The organism is Lysobacter antibioticus, assembly GCF_001442535.1.
GTDB lineage: Bacteria > Pseudomonadota > Gammaproteobacteria > Xanthomonadales > Xanthomonadaceae > Lysobacter > Lysobacter antibioticus.
Map to the genome: position 1 here is coordinate 1,803,494 of NZ_CP013141.1, position 26,365 is coordinate 1,829,858.

A 26,365-nucleotide genomic window follows, 5' to 3' on the forward strand; every position below is an offset into this window, starting at 1 on the left:
CTATACGCACAAACTTGCGGTCAGTTCCGCGTTGAGTTGCTCCAGCACCGCGGCGCGCTGGCTGTTGACGAAAAAGTGGCCGCCGTCGAACCAGGTGACCTGGCAGGCGCCCGAGGTTTCTTTCTGCCAGCCGTCGACCTGGCCGGACTCCTTGTTCAGATCCTCGCGCCCGGCGAACACGCTGATCGGCATCGACAACAGCGGGCCGTGGCGGTAGCGATAGTTCTCGGCGATGGCGAAATCGGCGCGGATCGCCGGCAGCAGCAGTTCCATCAACTCGCGGCTTTCCAGCACCTCCGGCGGCGTGCCCTCGTACTCGCGCAGCACCTCGGTGAACTGCGTATCCGACAAGGTGTGCAGCTGCCGGGTCGGGCTGCGGAACTGCGGCGCATGGCAGCCGGACATGAACAAATGGCTCGGCGTGCTCAAGCCGTGCAGGCGCAGGTAGCGGCTCAACTCGAACGCGACCAGGGCGCCGACGCTGTGGCCGAAGAAGGCGCACGGCAGGTCGTCCATGCGCGAGATCACCGGCGCCACCGCCTGCAGCAAGGCCGGCAAGGACCCGATCGGCTCTTCGGCGATGCGCGCACTGCGCCCCGGTAACTGCACCGCGCAGACTTCGACGGCCGGGTCGAGCGCCTCCTGCCAGCGGAAGAAGTTGAAGGCGTTGCCGCCGGCGTAGGAGAAGCAGAACAAGCGCATGCGCCGGGTCGAGGACGGCGTGCGGATCAACCACGGCGTGGTCTGCAAGGAAAGCGACGAACTCATGTCAAGGTCTCGGCGAGGGCGCGCTCGGCATCGGCGCCGATGCGGGAATTGCGCGTGGACGAGGGAGGGGCGAGGAACTCGGCGATGGCCGCGGCGATACGCTGCGCGTGCGGCTCGGCCAGCATGGCGTAGTGGCCGGCATCGACCGCGACCGCCTCAAAGCCGCCGCTGATCGCCTCGATGCCTTCGGCGACGCGGGTCGAACCATCGGCGCGGAAGGCCTGCACCGGCGCGTCGACCGGACTCGCGCTATAGCCCGACAACAGCTGCAGGTGCGCACGGGTCACCGGCCACTGCGCCTGCAGATGGGCGAAGGCCGCGGCATCGGCATCCCGCCAGCCCAGGCGCTGCAGCAGCGGCTCGACTTGTTCGAAGCGCTGCGCCGACAACACTTCGATGGCCAGCCCGTCGAACTCGACCGACACCGGCCAGGCCAGGCCGCGGCCTTGCAACTCGGCGCGCAGGGCGACCTCGGCCGCGCGCATCGGCTCCTTGTCGAGACCGGCGATGGGCAGGTGGGTATCGAGCAGGCCGAGGTATTCGACCCGCTCGCCGGCGGCGATCAATTGCTGCGCGATCGTCGCGGCGAGGATGCCGCCGCTCGACCAACCGAGCAGACGGTACGGACCCCGCGGCTGCAGACTGCGGATCGCCTCGACCTGGGCCTGGGCCATCGCCCGCAACGAGGCCGGGCGCTGCGGCAGGCCCGCGGCTTCCGGCGATTGCAGGCCGTAGACCGGACCCAAGCTCGCCAGTCCCGCTGCGAGGGCGGTATAGAACGAGACTTGGCCGCCGACCGGATGCACGCAGAACATCGGCCGGCCCGTCGCCGCCGCCTGCAGCGGCACGCACAGCGAAACCGGGCGCGCGTCTTGCTGGTCGATCGCCGCCGCCAATGCCGCCAAGGTCGGCGCCGAGAAGGTCGCCGACAGCGGCACGGCCACGCCGAGGCGCGCACGCAGTTCGTGCACTACCCGGATCGCTAGCAGCGAATGGCCGCCGAGTTCGAAGAAACGGTCGTGCCGCCCCACCCGCTCGACGCCGAGCAACCGCGACCAGACTGCGGCGATGGCCTCTTCGGTCGCGCCCTGCGGCGCGGCGTAAGCGTGCTGCACCCGCGCCGCGCCGTCCGGCGCCGGCAAGGCCGCGCGGTCGAGTTTGCCGTTGGCGGTCAGCGGCCACGCCGGCAGCACCACGAACGCCGCCGGCAGCATGTGTTCGGCGAGCGAGCGCGCCAGTTGTTCGCGCAGTGCGGCCGCAGCCGGTGCAGCATCGCCGCGTGCCAGCAGGTAGGCCACCAGGCGCTGATCGCCGGCTTGGTCTTCGCGTGCGACCACCATCGCCTCGCGCACGCCGTCGCATTCGCCCAAACGGGCCTCGATCTCGCCGAGTTCGATGCGATGGCCGCGAATCTTGACCTGGAAATCGTTGCGTCCCAGGTATTCGATGCGGCCGTCCTCGCGCCAGCGGCCGAGGTCGCCGGTGCAGTACATGCGGGCACCCGCCGTGTCCGCGAACGGATCGGCAAGGAAGCGCTCGTCGGTGAGCTCGGCCCGATGCAGATAGCCACGGGCCACGCCGGCGCCGCCGATAAACAGCTCGCCGGTCACCCCGACCGGCACCGGCTGGCGTTCGCCGTCGAGGATGTAGACCCGGGTGTTGGCGATCGGCGTGCCGATGTGCGGGGCGACGCCGGCGCCGACCGGCGCCAGGGTCGCGTCGACCGTGCATTCGGTCGGTCCGTAGACGTTGAAACAGTGCAACGACGAGGCCGCGGCCGCGTCCCAGGCGCGCGCCGACAAGGCTTCGCCACCGATCAGGACCATGCGCAGATCGGTGTCGCCGCGGCGCAACAGGCCGCGCTCGATCAGCAACTCGAACTGGGCCGGCGTGCAGTCGAAGGCCTGGATCCGTTCGCGCGCCAGGAAATCGAGCATCGCCTCGGCGTCGGCGCGAACCTCGGCCGGCACCAACACCACGCTGCGGCCGGACAGCAGCTGAGTCAACGCTTGCAGCGAGGCATCGAAGGACAGGCCGGCGTTGAGCGCGACCCGCGCGCCGGCCGCGCAATGGACGAAGGCCTCGCGTTCCAGCGCGGCCCACAGGTTGAGCACGTTGCGGTGCTCGACCATCACCCCCTTGGGCCGTCCGGTCGAGCCGGAGGTGTAGATCGCATAGGCCAGCTGCTGCGGGCCGATTCCGGGCAGCTCAGGATCGTGATCGGGTTGCCCGGCCAGGGCGACATCGTCGAGCAGCACCAGCGGCAGCGCGGTCGCGAGCTGCGATGCCGTGGATGTCGCCAGCAAGGCCACCGGCGCGCTGTCGGCGAGCATGTAGTCGAGGCGCTCGCGCGGATAGGCCGGGTCCAGCGGCACGTAGCCGGCGCCGGCCTTGAGGATGCCCAGCACGCCGACGATGGTCTCTAGCTCGCGTTCGACCCGGATCGCGACGCGGTCGTCGGCACGCACGCCCAGCGCGATCAGGCGATGGGCGATGCGGTTGGCGCGGCGGTTGAGTTCGGCGTAGCTCAGGCTGCGTCCGCCGCAGACCAGGGCCTCGGCCTCGGGCGTGCGCTGTGCCTGCAACTCGAAGCCACGATGGATCGAGGCCGGCAGGACGAACTTCGTCTCGGTGTCGTTGAAGCTGCGCAGCACCTGCTCGCGTTGCGGCGCGGCCAGCAGCGGCAACGCCGCGATGGCGCAGCGCTCGTCGGCGGCCATCGCTTCGAGCAGCGACACCAGGCAGGCGGCGTAGCGTTCGGCAGTGGCGCGGTCGAACAGCGCGGTCGCATAGGCCAGGCTGCCGGCGATGCCGTCGGTGCCGTCGGCCAAGGCCAGCGACAGGTCGAACTGGGTCGTCGTCGACGGGCTGTCGATCGATTCCAGCGCCAATCCCGGCAAATTCAGCGCGCCGCCGCCCGGGGTGTTGTTGAAGGCGAACATGGTCTGGAACAGCGGGCCGTAGCTCAAGCTGCGCGCCGGCTGCACGGCCTCTACCACCTGCTCGAACGGCAGCTCCTGGTGGGCGTAGACATCGAGCATGGTCGCCTTCACCTGCGCCAACAGTTCCGCGACGCTGGCTTGGCCGTCGACGCCGATGCGCAGCGCCAGGGTGTTGACGAAGAAGCCGATCAGCGGCTCGATCTCGCTGCGCTGGCGATTGGCGACCGGACTGCCGATCACCACCTCGTCCTGCCCGCTCAGGCGCGACAGCAGGCTCGCCCAACCCGCGAGCAAGGTCATGAACAACGTCGTGCCGTGACGCTGCGACAAGGCGCGCAAGGCCGCCGAAGCTTGCGCCGACAGACGCAGTTCGACCCGATCGCCGGCATAGTTCTGCACCGGCGGACGCGGCCGGTCGCTCGGCAGCTCCAACAATGCCGGAGCACCGCGCAATTGCCCGCGCCAGAACTCGACCTGCTCGCTCAGCGCCTCACCCTGCAGCCATTGCCGTTGCCATAGCGCGTAGTCGGCGTACTGGATCGGCAGCGGCGGCAGCGGATCGATGCGGCCCTCGTGGAAGGCCGCGTACAACGCCGCCACTTCGCGCACCAACACGCCGATCGACCAGCCGTCGGAAACGATGTGGTGCTGGGTGACCAGCAACACGTGCTCATCGTCGCGCAGGCGCAGCAGGCGGCCGCGGATCAGCGGGCCGCGGGCGAGATCGAACGATGCACGCGCCTCCTGCAGGCTCAGGCTGGCCGACGCATGCTCGCGCGCAGTCTCGTCGAGGTCGCCCAAGTCATGCTCGACCAGGACGAAACCGCTGTCGGCCGCGGCGATCAGCTGCACCGGCTGGCCGTCGACTTCGGCGAAACAGGTGCGCAGGTTTTCATGACGGGCGACGACCCGGTCCAACGCGGCCTTGAGCGCGCCGCGGTCCAGCGCACCGCTCAAACGCAGTGCCGCCGGCATGTGGTAAGCCGCGCCCGCGGCCGGATCGAGTTGATCCAGGAACCACAGGCGTTGCTGCGCCCACGACAGCGGCAGCGGCCCGCTGCGGTCGGCCGGCACGATCGGCGCCAGCGATTCGGCGGCGCGGTCGATGCTATCCAGGGCCCGCGCCATGCCGTCGAGACTCGGCTGCGCGAACACCTCGCGCAGGGCGAACTCCAGACCGAGGGTCGAACGCAGTCGGGTAACCAGTTGCAGGGCCAGCAGCGAATGCCCGCCGAGTTCGAAGAACTGGTCCTGGCGGCCGACGCGTTCCAAGCCCAGCAGTTCGCACCAGATCGCGGCGAGCGCGGTCTCGGTCTCGCCCTGCGGCGCTTCGAACTCGCGGCGGATCACCGCGTCGTCGCCCGGCGCCGGCAAGGCCTTGCGGTCGAGCTTGCCGTTCGGGGTCAGCGGCAACGCCGCCAGGGTCACGAAGGCGCTCGGCAGCATGAACTCGGCCAGACTGCGCGACAGTTGCTCGCGGAGATTCCCGGTCGACAGTTCGATGCCGTCGTGCGCGACCACATAGGCGATCAGGCGCTTATCGCCGCCCTCGCCTTCGCGCGCCACTACCACCGCTTCGCGCACGCCTTCGCACGCAGCGAGCTTGCTCTCGATCTCGCCGAGTTCGATGCGGAAGCCGCGGATCTTGACCTGGAAGTCGTTGCGGCCCAGGTATTCGATGGTGCCGTCGGCGCGCCAGCGGCCGAGGTCGCCGGTCTTGTACATCCGAGCGGCTTCGTCCGCGACGAAGGGATCGCGCACGAAACGCTCGGCAGTCAGTTCGGGACGGTGCAGATAGCCGCGGGCCACGCCTTCGCCGCCGATGTACAGCTCCCCGACCACCCCGACCGGCACCGGCTCGAGATGCGCATCGACGATGTAGATGCGGGTGTTCGCGACCGGCTTGCCGATGTGCGAGGCAAAACCATCCGCGCGGTCCATCGCAACCCAGGTCGAATAGGTCGTGGTCTCGGTCGGGCCGTACAGGTTCGCAACCATCGCCACGTCGGTCTGGGCGAAGATCTGCTCGACCAGCGCGCGCTTGAGCGGTTCGCCGGCCAGATTGACCGTGCGCGTGGTCACCGGCACCCCGCCGCTCTGCAGCAAGGCGTTGATGCCCGAGGGCACGGTGTTGATCAGGCTCAGCGGGCTGTTCGAATCGGTCGCCAGCACATCACGCACGACGGTGATCTGCGCGCCGATGCTCAGCGGTGCGAACAACTCGTACACCGCCAGGTCGAAGTTGATCGAGGTCGAGAACAGCGTATTGCTCAGCTGCTCGCGGCTGAAGTTGGCGTTCGCCCAGGCGATGAAATTCGTCGCATTCGCATGTTCGATCGCCACGCCCTTGGGCTGGCCGGTCGAACCGGAGGTGTAGATCACGTAGGCCAGATGGCGCGCGGTCAGGCCATCGACCTTCGGATCATGCTCGGGCTGATCGGCCAAGCCCGCATCGTCGGCCAACACGACCGGCACCGCGACCTCACCCAGCAAGCCCGTCAGCGACTGTTGGCTCAACAGCGCCATCGGCGCACTGTCGGCGAGCATGTAGGCCAAACGGTCCGCAGGATAGTTCGGGTCCAGCGGCACGTAGGCCGCGCCGGCCTTGAGGATGCCGAGCACCCCGGCCACGAGCGACGGACTGCGTTCGAGGCAGATCGCGACGCGGTCGTCGGCACGCACGCCGAGCGCAAGCAGCCGATGCGCAATGCGGTTGGCCCAGCGATTGAGTTCGGCATAGCTCAGCCGCTCGCCGCCGCAGACCAGTGCGGTCGCTCCCGGCGTCGCCCGAACCTGCGTCTCGAACGGCTGATGCAGCAGACGCTCGCGCGGGTAATCGAAAGCAGTGTCGTTGAAGGCTTCCAGCACCTGCTCGCGCTCGGCCGCGGGCAGCAGCGGCAGGCGGCTGACCGGGGCTTGCGGGTCGGCGACCATCGCTTCGAGCAGACGGACGAAATAACCGGCGTAGCGCTCGATCGTCTTGCGGTCGAACAGATCGCTGGCGAAGGACAGATTGCCTTGCAGGCTGTCGCCGCTGTCGGCCAGGGCCAGTTCGAGATCGAAGTGGGCGGTGTGCAGCGGGCGGCCGATGCTTTCCAGCTCCAAACCCGGCAGTTGCAGGGCGCCGCCGCCCGGGGTGTTGTTGAACGCGAACATGGTCTGGAACAACGGGCTGTAACTGAGGCTGCGCGCCGGCTGCACCGCTTCGACCACTTGCTCGAACGGCACGTCCTGGTGGGCGTAGGCGTCGAGCATGGTGGCGCGCACGCGGCTCAACAGATCGGCGACGCTAGCCTGCCCGTCGACCTCGATGCGCAGCGCCAGGGTGTTGACGAAGAAGCCGATCAGCGGTTCGATCTCGGCGCGCTGGCGATTGGCGACCGGGCTGCCGACGACGATCTCGCCCTGCCCGCTCAAGCGCGACAACAGGCTCGACCACGCCGCCAGCAAGGTCATGAACAAGGTCGCGCCGTGGCGCTGCGACAGCTCGCGCAGACCGGCGGTCAGCTGCGGCGACAGACTCAAGCCGACGCGGTCGCCGGCATAGCTCGGCAACGGCGGACGCGGCCGGTCGCTCGGCAGCTCCAGTAACGCCGGCGCACCGCGCAGATGCTCGCGCCAGAACCCGATCTGCTGGCGCAGGGTTTCGCCCTGCAGCCATTGCCGCTGCCATTGCGCGTAGTCGGCGTACTGGATCGGCAACGGCGGCAGCGGGTCGTCCTGGCCCTGGCTGAAGGCCGCGTACAGCGCGCTCACTTCCTTGACCAACACGCCGAGCGACCAACCGTCGGAGACGATGTGATGCTGGGTCAACAGCAGCACGTGTTCGGCGTCGGCCAGCCGCAGCAAGCGCCCGCGGATCAACGGGCCGGCGGCGAGATCGAACGGCGCGCGCGCCTCTTCGCCGCCGAGCTCGGCGACCGCGCGTTCGCGCGCTTCGGCGTCGAGCTCGCGCAGATCGGTCTCGACCAGGTCGAAGCCCCGGTCGGCCGGCGCGATCGACTGCGAGGCGATCCCGTCGACTTCGACGAAATAGGTGCGCAGGTTTTCGTGGCGGGCCACGATGCGGTCGAGGGTCGCCTTCAAGGCATCGCGGTCGAGACGGCCGCTCAGGCGCAGCGCGGTCGGCATGTGATAGGCCGCGCCGGCGGCAGGATCGAGCCGGTCGAGGAACCACAGGCGTTGTTGCGCCCACGACAGCGGCAAGGCCGCGGTGCGGTCGGCGCGCGGGATCGCCGCCTCGTCGGCGCGTTCGGCGCCGGACAGGGCCGCCGCCATCGCCGCCAGGGTCGGCCGCGCGAATACCTCGCGCAGGGCCAGCGCCGCGCCGAGGCTCTCGCGCAGGCGCGTGGTGAGTTGCACGGCGAGCAGCGAGTGGCCGCCGAGCTCGAAGAAATGATCGTGACGGCCGACCCGCTCCAGGCCGAGCAGCTCGGACCAGACCGCCGCGACCGCGGTTTCGGCCTCGCCCTGCGGCGCTTCGTACTCGCGTGCCGCCACCGCCGATGCGTCCGGCGCCGGCAGCGCCTTGCGGTCGAGCTTGCCGTTCGCGGTCAGCGGCCAGGCCGCCAGACTCACGAACGCCGACGGCAGCATGTAATCGGCCAGATTCTTGGTCAGGGCTTCGCGCAATGCCGCTGCCGAGACTTCGACGCCGTCTTCGGCGATCACATAGGCCACCAGGCGCTTGTCGCCGGGCTGGTCTTCGCGCGCCAGCACCACCGCTTCGCGCACGCCCGCGCAATCGGCCAGGCGCGCTTCGATCTCGCCGAGTTCGATGCGGAAACCGCGGATCTTGACCTGGAAATCGTTGCGGCCGAGGAACTCGATGTTGCCGTCGGCCTGCCAGCGGCCGAGGTCGCCGGTACGGTACAGGCACGCGCCGGCTGCTGCGCCGAAAGGATCGGCGACGAAACGTTCGGCGCTGAGCTCGTCGCGGTTGAGGTAACCGCGGGCCACGCCGGGGCCGCCGATGTAGAGCTCGCCGGCGACGCCGACCGGTACCGGCTCGCCGCGCGCGTCGAGCAGGTACACACGGGTGTTGGCGATCGGCTTGCCGATCGGGATGCTGCGCGCGCCCTCGGCGACCGCGGCGATCTCGAAGTTGGTGGCGAAGGTCGTGGTCTCGGTCGGGCCGTAGCCGTTGACCAAACGCCGCGGCCGTTGCGCGCGGCCGAGCGCGCGCGCGACGCTGCGCGGGTCGAGCGCGTCGCCGCCGATCAACAAATGATTCAGTCCGGCGAAGGCCGGCGCCAGCGCATCGACGTACTCGTTGAACAGACCTACCGTCAGCCACAGCGCGGTCACGCCGCCGTCGATCAGGGCCGCGCCGAAGCGCGCCGGTTCCAGCACATCCTCGGCAGCGATGATTTCCAGGCGCGCGCCGTTGAGCAAGGCGCCCCACAGCTCCCAGGTCGAGGCGTCGAAGGCCGGGTTCGCGCATTGGGCGATGACGTCGGCGGCGCCGAACTGCGCGCATTCGTTATTGATCACCAATCGCAACACGTTGCGGTGTTCGACCATCACGCCCTTGGGCAAGCCGGTCGAACCGGAGGTGTAGATCACGTAGGCCAGATGGCGCGAGCCGAGCCCGGCCACTTCGGGCGCGAGGTCGGCCGGCGACGGCGATGCCGCATCGGCGATGCCGTCCATGGCCACGAATGCGGCTTCGCTGCCGGCCAGCGCCGGTATCGCCTCGCGCAGTGCGTACGGCGCGAGCAGCGCGCGCGGCGCGCAGTCGGCGAGCATGAAGGCCAGGCGTTCGTCGGGATGCTGCGGGTCCAGCGGCACGTAACCGGCGCCGGCCTTGAGGATGGCGAGCACGCCCACCAGCAGTTCCAGGCCGCGTTCGGCGCAGACGGCGATGCGGTCGTCGGGTTCGACGCCGAGCGCGATCAGGCGATGCGCGAGGCGATTGGCGCTGCGGTCCAGTTCGGCATAGCTCAGGCTGCGCCCCTGGAAACGTGCGGCGATCGCGGTCGGCCGCTCGGCCGCGCGTTGTTCGAACACGCTGTGGATGCAGCGGTCGTGCGGATACTCGGCATCGGTGGCGTTGAAACCATGCAGCACTTGCTCGCGCTCGTCGGCGCTGAGCAGCGGCAAGGCATCGACCGTGTGCGCATCGTCGCCGGCCATGCTTTCGAGCAGGCGGACGAAATGCCCGGCATAGCGCTCGATGGTGGCGCGCTCGAACAAATCGGTGGCGAAAGCCAGGTTGCCTTCGAGGGTGGCGCCGGCATCGGTGACCGCCAGCTCGATGTCGAAGTGCGCGGTGTGGCGGGTGCCGCCGACCGCTTCCAGGCTCAGCCCCGGCAGTTCCAGGGCGCCGCCGTCGGGGGTGTTGTTGAAGGCCAGCATGCTCTGGAACAGCGGGCTGTAGCTCAACGTGCGCGCCGGCTGCACCGCTTCGACCACCTGCTCGAACGGCACGTCCTGGTGCGCATAGGCGTCCAGGGTGGTGGCCTTGATCTGCGCCAACAGCGCGGCCACGCTCGGCGCCGCGCTCAGGTCGACGCGCAGGGCCAGGGTGTTGACGAAGAAACCGATCAGCGGCTCGACTTCGGCGCGCTTGCGGTTCGCGACCGGGCTGCCGACCACGACCTGGTCCTGCCCGCTCAGGCGCGACAGCAGCACCGACCAGGCGGCCAGCAAGGTCATGAACAAAGTGGTGCCGTGGCGCTGCGACAAGGCGCGCAGCGACGCGGTCAACTCCGGCGACAGGCTCAGCGCGACGCGGTCGCCGGCATAGCTCTGCAGCGGCGGGCGCGGACGGTCGGCCGGCAGTTCCAGCAAGGCCGGCGCGCCGCGCAGATGCTCGCGCCAGAAATTCAGCTGCGCCTGCAGGGTCTCGCCCTGCAACCACTGGCGTTGCCACACGGCATAGTCGGCGTACTGGATCGGCAGCGGCGGCAAGGGATCGGCGCGGCCTTCGTGGAACGCGGCGTACAGCGCGCTGACTTCGCGCACCAGCACGCCGAGCGACCAACCATCGGAGACGATGTGATGCTGGGTGACCAGCAGCACGTGCTCGTCGTCGGCCAGCCGCAGCAGACGGCCGCGGATCAGCGGGCCGACGGCGAGATCGAACGGCGCCTGCGCTTCCTGCGCGGCGAGTGCCGCGACCGCGGCGTCGCGCGCCTCGGCGGCGACGTCCGTCAGGTCGTGTTCGATCAGGACGAAGCCGACTTCGGCCGGCGCGATCAGCTGCACCGGCGTGCCGCCGCCATCGACGAAACTGGTGCGCAGGTTCTCGTGACGGGCGACGATGCCGTCGAGGGTGCGCTTGAGCGCGCTGCGGTCGAGCCGGCCGCTCAGGCGCAGCGCCGCCGGCATGTGATACGCCGCGCTGGCGGCGCGATCGAGCTGGTCGAGGAACCACAGGCGTTGCTGCGCCCACGACAAGGGCAACGGGCCGTCGCGGTCGGCCACGGCGATGGTGCTGTCGTCGGCGCGGCCGGCGCCGGCCAGCGCCGCGGCCATCGCGGCGAGGCTGGGATGCGCGAACACCTCGCGCAGCGCCAGCTCGACGCCGAGCGCTTCGCGCAGGCGCGTGACCAACTGCACTGCGAGCAAGGAATGCCCGCCGAGCTCGAAGAACTGATCCTGGCGCCCGGCGCGTTCCAGGCCCAGCAGTTCGCACCAGACCCGCGCCACCGTCTGTTCCAGTTCGCCCTGCGGCGCTTCGTATTCGCGCAGCGCGAGCGCGGACTGGTCCGGCGCCGGCAGCACCCTGCGGTCCAGCTTGCCGTTCGGCGACATCGGCCAGGCGTCCAGGCTCACGAACGCGGACGGCAGCATGTATTCGGCCAGATCGCGCGCCAACGCCGCGCGCAAAGTTGCCGCCGAGACGTCGGCGCCCTGCTCCGCCAACAGATACGCGACCAGACGCTTGCCGCCGGCCTGGTCGTCGCGCGCGGTGACCACCGCTTCGCGCACGCCGGCGCAGGCGCACAGACGCGCCTCGATCTCGCCGAGCTCGACCCGGAAGCCGCGGATCTTGACCTGGAAATCGTTGCGGCCGAGGTAGTCGACGGTGCCGTCGGGCAGCCAGCGGCCGAGGTCGCCGGTCTTGTACATGCGCGCATCGGCGTCGGCGACGAAGGGGTCGGCCAGGAAGCGCTCGGCGCTGAGTTCGGGGCGACCGAGATAGCCGCGCGCCAGGCAGGCGCCGCCGATGTAGATCTCGCCGTTGACGCCGGGCGGCACCGGCTGGCGCTCGCCGTCGAGCAGGTAGATGCGCGCATTGGCGATCGGCGCACCGATCGGCGGAGTCGCCGGCCACGCCATCGGGTCGCCGGACAGCGTGTGGGCGGTGCAGACGTGGCTTTCGGTCGGGCCGTAATGGTTGTGCAGCTCGCGTCCAGGCACGCGAGCGAAGAAACTGCGGATCGCCGGGTTGACGAACAACTGCTCGCCGGCGGTGACCACACGGGTCAGCGACGGCAGCGCTTCGCCGTTGCGCTCGGCCGCCGCGACCAGACCCTGGAAGGCCACGAACGGCAGGAAGATCCGCTGCACCTCGTGGCGCTTGATGAAATCGACCAGTGCGAACGGGTCCTGGCGGGTCGCTTCGCGCAGCAGCATCAGGCAGCCGCCCGAGGCCAGCGTATAGAACAATTCCTGGAAGGCGACGTCGAAACCGAGCGCGGAGAACTGCAGCACCTTCTCGCCGGCGGCGCGACCGCCCTGGTCGCGGCACTGCCAATCGATCAGGTTGACCAGCGGCGCTTGCGCCATCGCCACGCCCTTGGGCTGGCCGGTCGAACCCGAGGTGTAGATGACGTAGGCCAGATGCTGCGGGGTCAGCCCGGCCACAAGCGGATCGTGCTCGGGCTCGTTCGCGAGCACGGGATCGTCGAGGTCGATCAGCGGCACACGAGAAGCGCCCAACGCCGGCACTTCGTCGAACAGACTGCGCTGGCTCAGCAGCGCCAGCGGCGCGCTGTCGTCGAGCATGTAGGCCAGGCGCTCGTCCGGATAGGCCGGGTCGAGCGGCACGTAGCCGGCGCCGGCCTTGAGGATGCCGAGCACCCCGATCACCAGTTCCGGCCCGCGCTCGGCGCAGATCGCGACGCGATCATCAGGTTCAATCCCGAGCGCGATCAAGCGATGCGCGACCCGGTTGGCGCGGCGATTGAGTTCGGCGTAATCGAGGCTGCGTTCCTCGAACACCAGCGCCAGGGCATCGGGCGTGCTGCGCGCCTGCTGCTCGAACAGCTGATGCAGCACACGCGACGCCGCGAACTCGACCGCGCTGTCGTTGAAACCTTCGAGCACGCGCTCGCGCTCGGCCGCCGCCATCAAGGGCAGGCGCGCGATCGGCTCGGCGCCCTCGGCGGCCAGGCCTTCGAGCACGCTGACGAAGTAGCCGGCATAGCGCTCGATGGTGCTGTGATCGAACAGATCGCTGGCGTAACCGATGTTGCCCTCGACCGCGCCGTCGATCTCGCGCAGCCCCAGTTCCAGATCGAAGTGGGCGGTGTAGCGCGAGGTGCCGAGCATTTCCAGGCTCAGGCCCGGCAGGCTCAGCTCGCTGTTGCCGGGCGTGTTGTTGAACGCCAGCATGGTCTGGAACACCGGCCCGTAGCTGAGGCTGCGCGCCGGCTGCAAGGCTTCGACCACTTGCTCGAACGGCACGTCCTGGTGCGCATAAGCGCCGAGCGTGGCGGCCTTGACCTGGGCCAGCAAGGCGGCGACGCCGGGCTTGCCGCTGAAATCGATACGCAAGGCGATGGTGTTGACGAAGAAGCCGATCAACGGCTCGACTTCGCTGCGGCGGCGGTTCGCCACCGGGCTGCCGATCACCACTTCGTCCTGGCCGCTCAGGCGCGACAACAGGGTCGCCCACGCCGCCAGCAGGACCATGAACATGGTCGTGCCGTGGCGCTGCGACAAGGCATGCAGGGACGCGGTCAGCTGCGGGGTCAGGCGCAGGTCGACGCGGCCGCCGGCATAGCGCTGCACCGGCGGGCGCGGTCGGTCGCTCGGCAGTTCCAGCAGGGCCGGTGCCCCGCCGAGGTGGCCGCGCCAGAAGTCCAGTTGCCCCTGCAAGGCGTCGCCTTGCAGCCATTGGCGCTGCCAGACCGCGTAGTCGGCGTACTGGATCGGCAGCGGCGGCAACGGATCGGCCAGACCCTGGCTGAAAGCGCCGTAGAGCGCGGTGACTTCGCGCACCAACACACCGATCGACCAACCGTCGGAGACGATGTGGTGCTGGGTCAGCAACAGCACGTGCTCGTCGTCGGCCAGGCGCAGCAGGCGCCCGCGGATCAAAGGGCCGGCGGCGAGGTCGAAGGGCGCGCGCGCTTCGATGGCGCCGAGTTCGGCGATCGCGGTTTCGCGCGCCTCGGGCGCGAGTGCGCTCAGGTCCTGCAGGTCGAGGGCAAAGCCCTGCTCGCCCGGCGCGACCACTTGGGTCGGCACGCCGTCGACTTCGACGAAACGGGTGCGCAGGTTTTCATGGCGGGCGATCAGGCGGTCGAGGGTGGCCTTGAGCGCGTCGCGGTCGAGGCGACCGCTCAAACGCAGCGCCACCGGCATGTGATACGCGGCGCTGGCGGCCGGGTCGAGCCTGTCGAGAAACCACAGGCGCTGCTGCGCCCACGACAGCGGCAGCGGCACGCTGCGGTCGGCCAGCGGAATCGTCGTCGCGGCGAGGTCGTCGCCGCGCTGTTCGATGCGTTTCTTGAGCCGGTTGCGCAAAATCGCCTGTTTCAGCGCTTCCAGAGCCGGGTCCTGCTTATTCATCTACGGATTCCCTTTCCAGCAGCTTGCGCAATTCGTCTTCCGACATCGAATCCAACTCGTCCTGCATGTCGCCGAGCTCGTCGCCGAGGAAGACCTCGACCTGCAAGGCCTTGATCGCATCGGCCAGCACCGACAGCAGCGGGCGCTCGAACAGCTCGCGCAACGGCACTTCGACATGGAACTGTTCGCGCACTCGAATCGCCAGTTGCATGATCAACAGCGAGTGGCCGCCGAGTTCGAAGAAGTGGTCGTGGCGACCGACGCGTTCGATCCCAAGCAGGTCCTGCCAGATCGCAGCCAGGGTCTGCTCGACTTCGCCGAGCGGGGCTTCGTACTCGCGGCTGGCGAGCGCGGACTGATCCGGCGACGGCAAGGCCTTGCGGTCGAGCTTGCCGTTCGGGTTCAAGGGCAAGGCATCCAGGGCGACGAACGCGCTCGGGATCATGTACTCGGCCAGGTCGCGGGCCAGCGCTTCGCGCAGGTTAGTCACCGAGATCTCGGCACCCTGCTCCGCCACCACGTAGGCGACCAAGCGCTTGTCGCCGCTGTCTTCTTCGCGTGCGATCACCACCGCTTCGCGCACGCCGTCGCAGGCGGTCAGGCGCGCCTCGATTTCGCCGAGTTCGATGCGGAACCCGCGGATCTTGACCTGGAAATCGTTGCGGCCCAGGTATTCGATGGTGCCGTCGGCGCGCCACCGACCGAGGTCGCCGGTCTTGTACATGCGCGCATCGGATTCCGCCGAGAACGGATCGTGCAGGAAACGTTCCGCCGTCAGTTCCGGGCGATCCAGATAACCGCGTGCGACCTGCACGCCGCCGAGGAACAGCTCGCCGGGCACGCCGACCGGCACCGGTTCGCCGCGCGCATCGAGCAGATACACCGGGGTATTCGCAATCGGCCGGCCGATGTTCGGGCCGCCGACCGCATCGCGGATGCTGCCGATGGTGGCGTCGACCGTGCACTCGGTCGGGCCGTACATGTTGTGGAAGTGGATGCTCGGCGACGCCTTGAGCTTGTCCCACATCGCCTTGCCGATCGGCTCGCCGCCCAGCAGCACGCTAGTCGGCTGGTGACCGGGCTTGCCGATCAGACCGGCGGCGAGCAATACCTCCAATTGCGAGGGCGTGCTGTCGAAGGCGTCGATGCGGTAGCGGTCGATAAAGTCGAGCATCGCCGGGCCGTTGGCGCGGATCGACTGCGGGATCAGCACCAGGGCATGGCCCGACAGCAGCTGCAGGATGCCCTTCAGGGACATGTCGAACGAGAACGCGGCGTTGAGCGCCACGCGCGAGCCCCCGCTGAGTTCGCGATGGGTGGTTTCGCCCATCACCCGCCAGAAGTTCACCGCCGAACGGTGCTCGACCATCACGCCCTTGGGCTGGCCGGTCGAGCCGGAGGTGTAGATCACGTAGGCGAGATGGCGCGGCGTCAGGCCAGCGATGCTCGGATTGCTCTCGCTGTAGCTGGCCAACGACTCATCGTCGAGCACCACCACCGGCAGCGGCGACGACTCCAGCATCGGCATCGCCGCGCGCAGCGCCGACTGGGTCAGCAGCGCGATGGGACGGCTGTCTTCGAGCATGTAGGCCAGGCGCTCGATCGGATAGCTCGGGTCGAGCGGCACGTAGCCGGCGCCGGCCTTGAGCACGCCCAGCACGCCGACGATCATCGCCACGCTGCGCTCGGTGCAGATCGCCACCCGGTCATCGGGTTTCACACCCAACGCGATCAAGCGATGCGCGACCCGGTTGGCGCGGCGGTTGAGTTCGGCGTAGCTCAGCACCTCGTCTTCGACCAAGAGTGCATCCGAATCCGGCACGGCAGCGGCCTGCGCCTCGAACAGTCCATGGATCGTTCGGTCGTGGACCGCATCGCTACGCAGATCGTTGAAGCCGCTCAACACCTGCTCCCGCTCGGACACCGGCAGGATCGGCAAGTCCAGCAGCGGCATCGCGCCGCCGGCTTCGAGCGCGGCGATCAGCGATTCCATCGCGGTCTGCATATAGCGAACCACGCGCGGGCCGTCGATGCCGGCCACCGACAGCAGGGTCAGGCCGAAGCCTTCGCCGCGGTCCTCGACCGACAGGGTCAGCGGGTAGTTGTTGCGGGCGTCGCCGCCGATCAGGCGCATGCCATCCCAGGCCGCATCGGCGTCGCGGGTGTCGCCCTGACGCATTTCGCGACGGTTGCGGTAGTTCAACAAAGCGGTGAACAGCGGCAACGGCGGCAGGATCGCGCTGCACTGCTGGGCCAACGCCAGCGAAGCCTGCTCGCGCTCGAGCAGCTCGCCGAGGAAGCCATAGGTGTCGCGCACCGCTTGGCCGACGTTGCGGCCAGCCAGGCCGACCCGCACCGGCAAGGTATTGAGGAACATGCCGACCACCTGGTCGGCGCCCTCCGAGCCTTGCATGCGCCCCGACAGCACCGTGCCGAACACGACGTCGTCGCGACCGCTGCACTGGCCGAGCACCCGCGCCCAAGCCAGGTGGAACAACACCGACGGCGTCACCCCCCAGTGGCGCGCGGCTTCGCGCACACGCACCGCGAAGGCGTCGGCGAACTCGACCCGCGACTCGTTGGCGCGGGCGCCGTCGACCTGCACGTCGAGCACGCCGAACGGCGCGGTCGGTTCGTCGACATCGCCGAACTGCTCGCGGAACCAGGCCTCATGGCGCTGTTCAGGCGCCGCCACGGTGCGGGCGATGAAGTTGCGGTAGGGCATCGGCGCCGGCAACAGCGCGCCCTGCCCCTGCAGCAACAGCTCGGCTTCCTTGAGCATGAGCTGCTTGGAATAGTTGTCCTCGACGATGTGGTGGGTCAGCAGCGCCAGCAGCCATTCGCCCGACTCGGCGTCGAAGGCGATCTGCGCGGCCATCACCGGCGCCCGGGTCAGGTCGAGACGGATGCGGTTGGTGTCGCTGTGCGCCAACAACTGCGGCAAGGCCGCCTCGCCGGCAGCCAGCGCCACTTCAGTGACCGGCAGCGGCGCGCGCCGCTGCACCACTTGCACCGGTTGCGGCAGGCCGTCCCAGTGCACCGCGCTGCGCAGGATGTCGTGGCGGTCGATCACCTGCTGCAGGGCGCCGAGGAAACGATCCAGACGCTCGCGGCCGTCGAAGGCCACCACCGAACGCAGCAGATAGGTGTCGCCCTGGCTCTGGTTCTCCAGCAAATGGTGGAACAAGATGCCCTTCTGCAGCGGCGCCAGCGGGTAGATGTCCTGGACGTTGCCGACCCCGCCCGGGACCGCGGCGACGATCGCGTCGATCTGCGCCTGCTCCAGCGCCACCAGCGGCAACAGCTCCGGGGTGATGGCGACGGTGTCGGCACCGATGCGGTTGGCCGGCACCGCGGCCTCATCCGGCGCGTTGGCGGCGTCGGCGCGCGCGGCCAGCGCGCTCAGGGTCGGTGCGGCGAACACGCTGCGCACGTCGACCGACAGGCCGTGCTGGCGCAGGCGTTCGATCAGGCCGATCAACAGCAGCGAATGGCCGCCGAGCTCGAAGAAATGATCGTGGCGGCCGACCCGTTCCAGGCCCAGCAGTTCCTGCCAGACCTGGGCGATGGCGCGCTCGGTCTCGCCCTGCGGCGCCTCGAAGCCCCGGCTCGACACCGAGGCCTGGTCCGGCGCCGGCAGCGCCTTGCGGTCGAGCTTGCCGTTGGCGGTCAGCGGCAAGGCCTGCAGGCGCACGAAGGCGCTCGGGATCATGTACTCGGCCAGCTCGCGCGCCAGCGCTTCGCGCAGCTCGGCCGCACTCGGCTCGGCGCCGTCCGCGGCGATGAAATACGCCACCAGGCGCTTGTCGCCCGGCTGGTCTTCGCGCGCGATCACCACCGCTTCGGCGATGCCGGCGCAGGCCGCCAACTTGGCTTCGATTTCGCCCAGCTCGATGCGGAAGCCGCGGATCTTGACCTGGAAGTCGTTGCGGCCGAGGTATTCGAGATCGCCGTCGGGCAACCAGCGGCCGAGGTCGCCGGTCTTGTACAGTCGCGCCTGCGGCGAGGCCGAGAACGGATCGCGCAGGAAACGCTCCGCGCTGAGTTCGGCGCGGTTGAGATAACCGCGGGCGACGCCGTCGCCGCCGACGTACAACTCGCCGGCCACGCCGACCGGCACGGGCTGCAACTGAGCGTCGAGCACGTACAGTTGCAGGTCCGGGATCGCGCAACCGATCAGGCTGCCGCGGGCCTGGCGCACGTCCTCGGCGCGGATGCGCCGATAACTGGCGTGCACGGTGATCTCGGTAATGCCGTACATGTTGATCAACCGGGTGCGGTCGCAGTCGTTGCGCTCGATCCACGGCGCCAGGGTGTGCAGCTCCAGTGCTTCGCCGCCGAAGATCACCGTGCGCAAGGCGTGCGGGCGCTCGCTGCGCGCCTGCGCGGCGATCAGCGCCCGGAACGCGCTCGGGGTCTGGTTGAGCACGGTCACACCCTGGTCGGCGAGCAGGCCGTAGAACTCGTCCGGGGTGCGTGCGCACAGCTCCGGCACCACCACCAGGCGGCCACCGTGGAACAGCGCGCCCCAGATTTCCCAGACCGAGAAGTCGAATGCGAACGAGTGGAACAGGGTCCAGACGTCGTCGCGGCCGAACTCGAACCACGGCCGGGTCGCCGCGAACAGGCGCACGACATGGCCGTGTTCGACCATCACGCCCTTGGGCTGGCCGGTCGAACCGGAGGTGTAGATGACATAGGCCAGGTGACCGGGCTCCACCGCCAACGCCGGGTCGTGCCCGGCCTGGTCGGCAAGCGAACCGTCGTCGAGCACCAGCAACGGCGCGTTGGCTTCGCTGAGCAAGAGCAACTCGTCGCGCAGGGTAGCCGAGGTCAACACTGCCACCGGCGCGCTGTCGCCGAGCATGTAGCTCAGGCGGTCGGCCGGATACACGGGGTCCAACGGCACGTAACCGGCGCCCGCCTTGAGGATGCCGAGCACGCCGACCAGCATGTCGAAGCCGCGGCCGATGCAGATCGCGACGCGATCGTCGGCGCGCACGCCGAGTTCGAGCAAACTATGCGCGACCTGGTTGGCGCGGCGATTGAGTTCGCCATAGCTCAGGCTGGCGCCGTCGAAGCTCAGCGCGACGGCGTCGGGATCGCGCGCCGCCTGCGTCTCGAACAGACCGTGGATGCTGTCCTGGCTGCGGAAGCTGGCGCGTGCGGCGCCGAAGCCGCCGAGCACCTGTTCGCGCTCGGGCGCCGGCAACACCGGCAGGCGCCGCAGCGCACGCCGCGGCTCGTGCGCGAGCGCGTCGACCAGGGCCCGCACCGCGGTTTCCAAATAGGCCATCAGACGCGGGCCGTCGATGCCCGGCACCGCCAGGGTCGACAGGCCAAAGCCCTGGCCGCGGTCGTTGACCGACATCGTCAGCGGGTAGTTGGTGCGATCCTCGCCGCCGATGCGGCGCATGCCGGCCCAGACCCGCGCGGTGTCTTCCGACTCGGCGGCGCTTTCCTGGTGGCTGTGACGGTAATTGAGCAAGGTAGTGAACAACGGCGTCGGTGCGCGCACGCCGCTGCAACGCTGGGCCAGCGCCAGCGACGCCTGTTCGTGGGCGAGCAACTCGCCGAGCGCGCGGTAGGCGTCGCGGACCGCATCGGCGACCTCGACCCCGGCCAGCGCGACCCGCATCGGCAAGGTGTTGATGAACATGCCGACCACGTTCTCGGCGACCTCGGCACCCTGCAGGCGACCGGACAGCACGGTGCCGAACACCACCTCGTCGCGCCCGCAGCATTGGCCCAGGACCTGCGCCCAGGCGACGTGGAACAGCACCGCCGGGGTCACGCCGTGGCTGCGCGCGGCCTCGCGGATCGCCGAGGCGAGCGCATCGTCGAACTCGACCCGCGCTTCGGCGACGGCGGCGCCGTCGCCCTGTACGTCGAGCACGCCGAACGGCGCGGTGGCCTCGTCGATGTGGCCCAGCTGGCCGCGGAAATAGGCCTCGTGCTCGGCGTCGCCGACCGCGCGGGTGCGGGCGATGAAGTTGCGGTACGGCAACGGCGCCGGCAGCAAGGCGCCCTGCCCCTGCAGCAGCAGATGGATCTCGCCGAGGATCAGCTCCATCGTCACGTGGTCGCAGACCATGTGGTGATTGAGCAAGGCCAGCAGCCATTCGCCGCTGTCGCCATCGAACACGATCTGCGCGGCCAGGTTCGGCGCGCGTTGCAGGTCGATGCGATGGCGGCGCGGATCGGTGCGCCGCAGCAGGCAGTCCATCGCGCTCTCGCCGGCGTCCGGGACCAGCTCCGACAGCGGCAACGACGCGCGGCGGTGCACCACCTGCACCGGCTCGCTCAGGCCCTGCCAGCGCACCGCGCTGCGCAGGATGTCGTGGCGGTCGATCACCGCCTGCAGCGCGCCGAGGAAGGCGTCGAGGCGGTCGCGCGCGTCGAAGGCGACGATCGAGCGCAGCAGATAAGTGTCGCCGCCGTCCTCGCCTTCGAGCAGGTGGTGGAACAGGATGCCTTCCTGCAACGGCGCCAGCGGATAGATGTCCTGGATGTTGGCCACGCCGCCGGGCACGGCGGCGACGATGCCGTCGATCTGCTCCTGGCTCAGCTGCACCAGCGGCAACATCTGCGGAGTGATCTTCGCCGGTGCCCGCTCGGAGATACTGCCCCGGACGCCGCCGACCAGGTCGACGCCGTCCTCGACCGCCATCGCCAGCAGCGCCGGCTTGTGCAGTTTCAGCTGCTCCAGCAGTTCCGGGCCCATCGCGCCGCGCGGTGCGCGGATCGACAATTCGCCTTGCTTGACCAGCACGGCGACGCCGAGTTCGCGCAGTCGGGCCAGCAGTTCGTCGAGACTCATACTTGGAATTCCTCGGTGTCCGCATCCGCGCCGGTGGCGGCGAACGCGTCGGGGATCAGATTGGCCGGCACCTGGTAGGCGTCGGAGGCGGCGCCGGCGACCGGCACCAGGCGCTGCGCGAGTTCGCTCAGGCTCGGCGCGGTGAACACCGCGCCGATGTCGGCGTTGTAGCCGCGCTGGCGCAGGCGCTCGATCAGCACCATCGCCAGCAGCGAGTGGCCGCCGAGGGCGAAGAACTGGTCGTGGCGGCCGACCCGCTCGATTCCGAGCAGGCCTTGCCAGACCTCGGCCACCGCGAGTTCGGCCTCGCCCTGCGGCGCTTCGAAGGCGCGCGCGGCCACGGCCGAAGCGTCCGGCGACGGCAACGCCGCGCGGTCGAGTTTGCCGTTCGCGGTCAGCGGCCAGGCCTCGACCGCGACGAAGGCGCTCGGCAGCATGAACTCGGCCAACTCGCGCGCCAGCGCTTCGCGCAGATCGCCCGGCTGCGGCGCAGCGCCGCTCTCGGCCAGGAAATAGGCGACCAGGCGTTGGTCGCCCGGCGTGTCTTCGCGGGCGATCACGATCGCCTCGGCGACACCGGCGCAGGCGGCGAGCCGGGTCTCGATCTCGCCGAGTTCGATGCGGAAACCGCGGATCTTGACCTGGAAATCGTTGCGGCCCAGGTATTCGAGTTCGCCGTCGGCGCGCCAGCGCGCCAGGTCGCCGGTGCGGTACATGCGCGCTCCGGCGACGCCGGCGAACGGGTCGTCGAGGAAACGTTCGGCACTGAGTTCCGGGCGTCCGAGATAGCCGCGCGCGACCTGCACGCCGCCGATATGCACCTCGCCGGCCACGCCGACCGGCACCGGCGCGCCGAGGCGGTCGAGGAGATAGATGCGGGTGTTGGCGATCGGCTTGCCGATCGGCACCGCGTCGGCGGCGGACGGCGTTTCGCTCGCGTCGCTGACATACACAGTGCAGCCGACCACGGTCTCGGTCGGGCCGTATTCGTTGATCACCACCGAGGCCGGCAGCACCCGCTCTCGGAAGCGCTGCAGGCCGCGACGGGTCAGTTGTTCTCCGCCGACCACCAGTACGTGCGCGGTAGCCGAGGCCGGCGCGGCGGCAAGATTGGACAGCGCATCCAGATGCGCCGGGGTCAGCTTGAACAGCCACGGCTGCGCCTGGGCGGCGTAATCGAGCAACTGCGCCAGGCAGACCTGCGCCTGCTCGGCCAACAGCACCACCGGCTTGCCCGCGAGCCACGGCGTCAACAAGCTGGTCACGGTGGCGTCGAAGCCGAACGGCGTCGCCACCAGCGCGCCCTGCACCGCCTCGCCGAGGTATTCGCGCCGCGCGTGTTCGAGGTAGTTCACCAGGCCCTGGTGATGAACCATCACGCCCTTCGGCCGCCCGGTCGAACCCGAGGTGTAGATCACATAGGCCAGATGCGCCGGCGTCAGCGCCGCGATCTGCGGTGCGTGTTCGGCGCCGTCCGACCATTGGCTTTGGTCGAGGCTCAGCAACGGCGCCGACGGCCCCAGCGCCTCGACCCGGCCGCGCAAGGCCGGCGACACCAGCACCGCGACCGGCGCGCTGTCGTCGAGCATGTAGGCCAGGCGCTCATCGGGATAGCCCGGTTCCAGCGGCACGTAGCCGGCGCCGGCCTTGAGCGTGGCGAGCAGGCCGATCGCCATCGCCTCGCCGCGTTCGGCGCAGATCGCGATGCGATCATCAGGTTTAACGCCGAGTGCGATCAGACGATGCGCCAGACGATTGGCGCGGCGCTCGAGTTCGGCGTAGCTGAGCCGGGTCTCGCCGCAAATCAATGCGACCGCGTCGGGCGTGCGCGCGGCCTGCGCTTCGAACAGCTCGTGTGCGCAGCGGTCCTGCGAATAGACCGCGACAGTATCGTTGCAGGCCTTCAGCAGACGCTCGCGTTCGCTCGCATCGAGCAAAGGCAGACGCGCGACCGTGAAGCTGTCGTCGGCCGTCATCGCTTCGAGCAGGCTCAGCAAGTGCCCGGCGTAGCGCTGCATGGTGGCCCGGTCGAACAGGTCGGTGGCATAGGCGAAGCTGGCTTCGAGCCCATCGCCGGTGTCGTTGATCGCCAGTTCCAGGTCGAAATGCGCGGTCTGGCGCGGCGTGTCGATCGCCGACAGTTCCAGCTCCGGCAGGCTCAACACGCCGCCGGCGGCGGTGTTGTTGAACGCCAGCATGGTCTGGAAAATCGGGCTGTGGCTGAGCGAGCGCTGCGGTTGCAGCGCCTCGACCACCTGCTCGAACGGCAGGTCCTGGTGGGCATAGGCGTCGAGCGTGGTGGCCTTGATCCGTTGCAACAGCTCGGCCGTGCTCGGCTCGCCCTGCAGGTCGACGCGTAACGCCAGGGTGTTGAGGAACAGGCCGATCAGCGGTTCCAGCTCGCTGCGGCGGCGGTTGGCGACCGAGGTGCCGATGACGACTTCGTCCTGGCCGCTGAGGCGCGACAGCAGGGTCGCCCAGGCCGCCAGCAAGGTCATGAACAAGGTGGTGCCGTGACGCTGCGACAGCGCGCGCAGGCCGGCGGTCAAGGCCGGCGGAATCTGCAGGTCGAAGCGGTCGCCGGCATAGCTCTGCGCGGCCGGGCGCGGCCGGTCGGTCGGCAGCTCCAACAGGGCCGGCGCGCCGCTCAGGCGCTCGCGCCAGAACTCGATTTCCTGTTGCAGGGTCTCGCCCTGCAGCCACTGCCGCTGCCAAGCGGCGTAGTCGGCGTACTGGATCGCCAACGGTGGCAGCGGGTCGTCCTGGCCCTGGCTGAAAGCGGTGTACAGCGCGGTCACTTCCTTGACCAGCACGCCGAGCGACCAGCCGTCGGACACGATGTGATGCTGGGTGACCAGCAGCACGTGCTCGTCGTCGGCCAGGCGCAACAAACGCCCGCGCACCAGCGGGCCGATGGCCAGATCGAACAAGGCATGCGCCTCGGCCAGGCCGCGTTCGGCCACCGCCGCTTCGCGCGCATCGGCGGACAAGCCGCTCAGGTCTTCTTCGATCAGCTCGAATCCGCGCTCGGCCGGGTCGATCATCTGCACCGGGGTGCCGTCGACGCTGACGAAACGCGTACGCAGGTTTTCGTGGCGCACCACCAGGCGGTCGAGGGTGGCCTTGAGCGCATCGCGGTCGAGGCGCCCACGCAGACGCAGCGCCACCGGCATGTGGTAGGCGGCGCTGGCGGCGTGGTCGAGCCGGTCGAGGAACCACATGCGCTGCTGCGCCCACGACAGCGGCAGGCTCGCGGCGCGGTCGGCGCGCTGCATCGGCGGCGTGACCACGGTCTCGCGGCGCGCGCCTTCGCGCTTGCGCAGTTGTTGCAGGGCCACGGCGCGCCGCAGCTGTTCGAGCTTGCGGCTCTGATCATCGTTCATCGACGGCGTCCTCCGACAACAGGGCCAACAACTCGCTTTCGCTCAATTCGCCGAGCGACTGCTCGATGTCGGCGACGTCGCTCTCGGCGAAGGATTCGATCTGCGCCGACACCACCAGCCCGGCGAGGAAGGACAGAGTCGGCTGCTCGAACAGGGTGCGCAGCGGGATCTCGACCTCGAAGCGTTCGCGCACCCGGATCGCCAATTGCATGATCAGCAGCGAATGCCCGCCTAGTTCGAAGAAGTGGTCGTGGCGACCGACCCGCTCGATGCCCAGCAGGTCCTGCCAGATCGCAGCCAGGGTCTGCTCGACTTCGCCGAGCGGGGCTTCGTACTCGCGGCTCGCCAAGGCCGATTGATCCGGCGACGGCAAGGCCTTGCGGTCGAGCTTGCCGTTCGGGTTCAAGGGCAAGACGTCCAGGGCGACGAACGCGCTCGGGATCATGTACTCGGCCAGCTCGCGGGCCAGCGCTTCGCGCAGGTTCGTCACCGAGATCTCGGCGCCCTGCTCCGCCACCACGTAGGCGACCAGGCGCTTGTCGCCGCTGTCTTCTTCGCGTGCGATCACCACCGCCTCGCGCACGCCATCGCAGGCGGTCAGGCGCGCTTCGATCTCGCCGAGCTCGATGCGGAAGCCGCGGATCTTGACCTGGAAGTCGTTGCGGCCCAGGTATTCGATCGTGCCGTCGGCGCGCCAGCGACCGAGGTCGCCGGTCTTGTACATGCGCGCTTCTTCGTTCGCAGAGAACTGATCGCGCAGGAAGCGCTCCGCGGTCAGCTCCGGACGATCCAGATAGCCGCGTGCAACCTGCACGCCGCCGAGGAACAGCTCGCCCGGCACGCCGACCGGCACCGGCTCGCCGCGGCTGTCGAGCAGGTACACCGGGGTATTCGCAATCGGACGGCCGATGTTCGGGCCGCCGACCGCATCGCGGATGCTGCCGATGGTCGCGTCGACCGTGCACTCGGTCGGGCCGTACATGTTGTGGAAGTGGATGCTCGGCGAGGCCTTGAGCTTGTCCCACATCGCCTTGCCGATCGGCTCGCCGCCCAGCAGCACGCTGGTCGGCTGATGACCCGGCTTGCCGATCAGGCCGGCGGCCAGCAACACCTCCAACTGCGAGGGGGTGCTGTCGAAGGCATCGATGCGGTAGCGGTCGATAAAGTCGAGCATCGCCGGGCCGTTGGCGCGGATCGACTGCGGGATCAGCACCAGGGCATGGCCCGAGAGCAACTGCAGGATGCCCTTCAGGGACATGTCGAACGAGAACGCGGCGTTCAAGGCCACGCGCGAGCCTGCGCTCAGCTCGCGATGGGTCGTTTCGCCCATCACCCGCCAGAAGTTCACCGCCGAGCGGTGCTCGACCATCACGCCCTTGGGCTGGCCGGTCGAGCCGGAGGTGTAGATCACGTAGGCGAGATGGCGCGGCGTCAAACCTTCCACGCTCGGATTGCTCTCGCTGTAGCTGGCCAGCGACTCATCGTCGAGCACCACCACCGGCAGCGTCGACGACTCCAGCATCGGCATCGCCGCGCGCAGCGCCGACTGGGTCAGCAAGGCGATGGGCCGGCTGTCTTCGAGCATGTAGGCCAAGCGCTCGATCGGATAGCTCGGGTCCAGCGGCACGTAGCCGGCGCCGGCCTTGAGCACGCCCAGCAGGCCGACGATCATCGCCACGCTGCGCTCGGTGCAGATCGCCACGCGA

Annotated in this window: 5 protein-coding genes (1 of these 5 only partly in view); all 5 read right to left on the minus strand. The window is 69.3% G+C overall.

What is annotated here, in order from left to right:
- Tightly spaced (each overlapping or abutting the next), the 5 genes in view from GLA29479_RS07510 to GLA29479_RS07530 form a layout consistent with a single transcriptional unit that may run on beyond the window.
- The gene (locus GLA29479_RS07510) at positions 1–768 is read right to left on the minus strand and encodes a thioesterase II family protein (protein WP_082638372.1); all 768 of its coding nucleotides are present in this window, start codon (positions 766–768) and stop codon (positions 1–3) included.
- A complete protein-coding gene (locus GLA29479_RS07515) occupies positions 765–14,456 on the minus strand; it encodes an amino acid adenylation domain-containing protein (protein ID WP_057971222.1) in 13,692 nt (4,563 codons plus the stop codon). The genes GLA29479_RS07510 and GLA29479_RS07515 overlap by 4 nt, the downstream gene beginning before the upstream one ends.
- Positions 14,449–21,276: a non-ribosomal peptide synthetase gene (locus GLA29479_RS07520; RefSeq protein WP_057971223.1), complete on the minus strand. Its 6,828-nt coding sequence runs from the start codon at positions 21,274–21,276 to the stop codon at positions 14,449–14,451. The genes GLA29479_RS07515 and GLA29479_RS07520 overlap by 8 nt, the downstream gene beginning before the upstream one ends.
- The gene (locus GLA29479_RS07525; RefSeq protein ID WP_057971224.1) at positions 21,273–24,659 is read right to left on the minus strand and encodes a non-ribosomal peptide synthetase; all 3,387 of its coding nucleotides are present in this window, start codon (positions 24,657–24,659) and stop codon (positions 21,273–21,275) included. The genes GLA29479_RS07520 and GLA29479_RS07525 overlap by 4 nt, the downstream gene beginning before the upstream one ends.
- Positions 24,649–26,365 carry the end of a non-ribosomal peptide synthetase gene (locus GLA29479_RS07530; protein WP_057971225.1) on the minus strand. Its footprint extends 4,943 nt past the window's final position, so 1,717 of the gene's 6,660 nt are visible here — the last part of the coding sequence; the start codon falls outside the window, past its right edge; it ends in the stop codon at positions 24,649–24,651. The genes GLA29479_RS07525 and GLA29479_RS07530 overlap by 11 nt, the downstream gene beginning before the upstream one ends.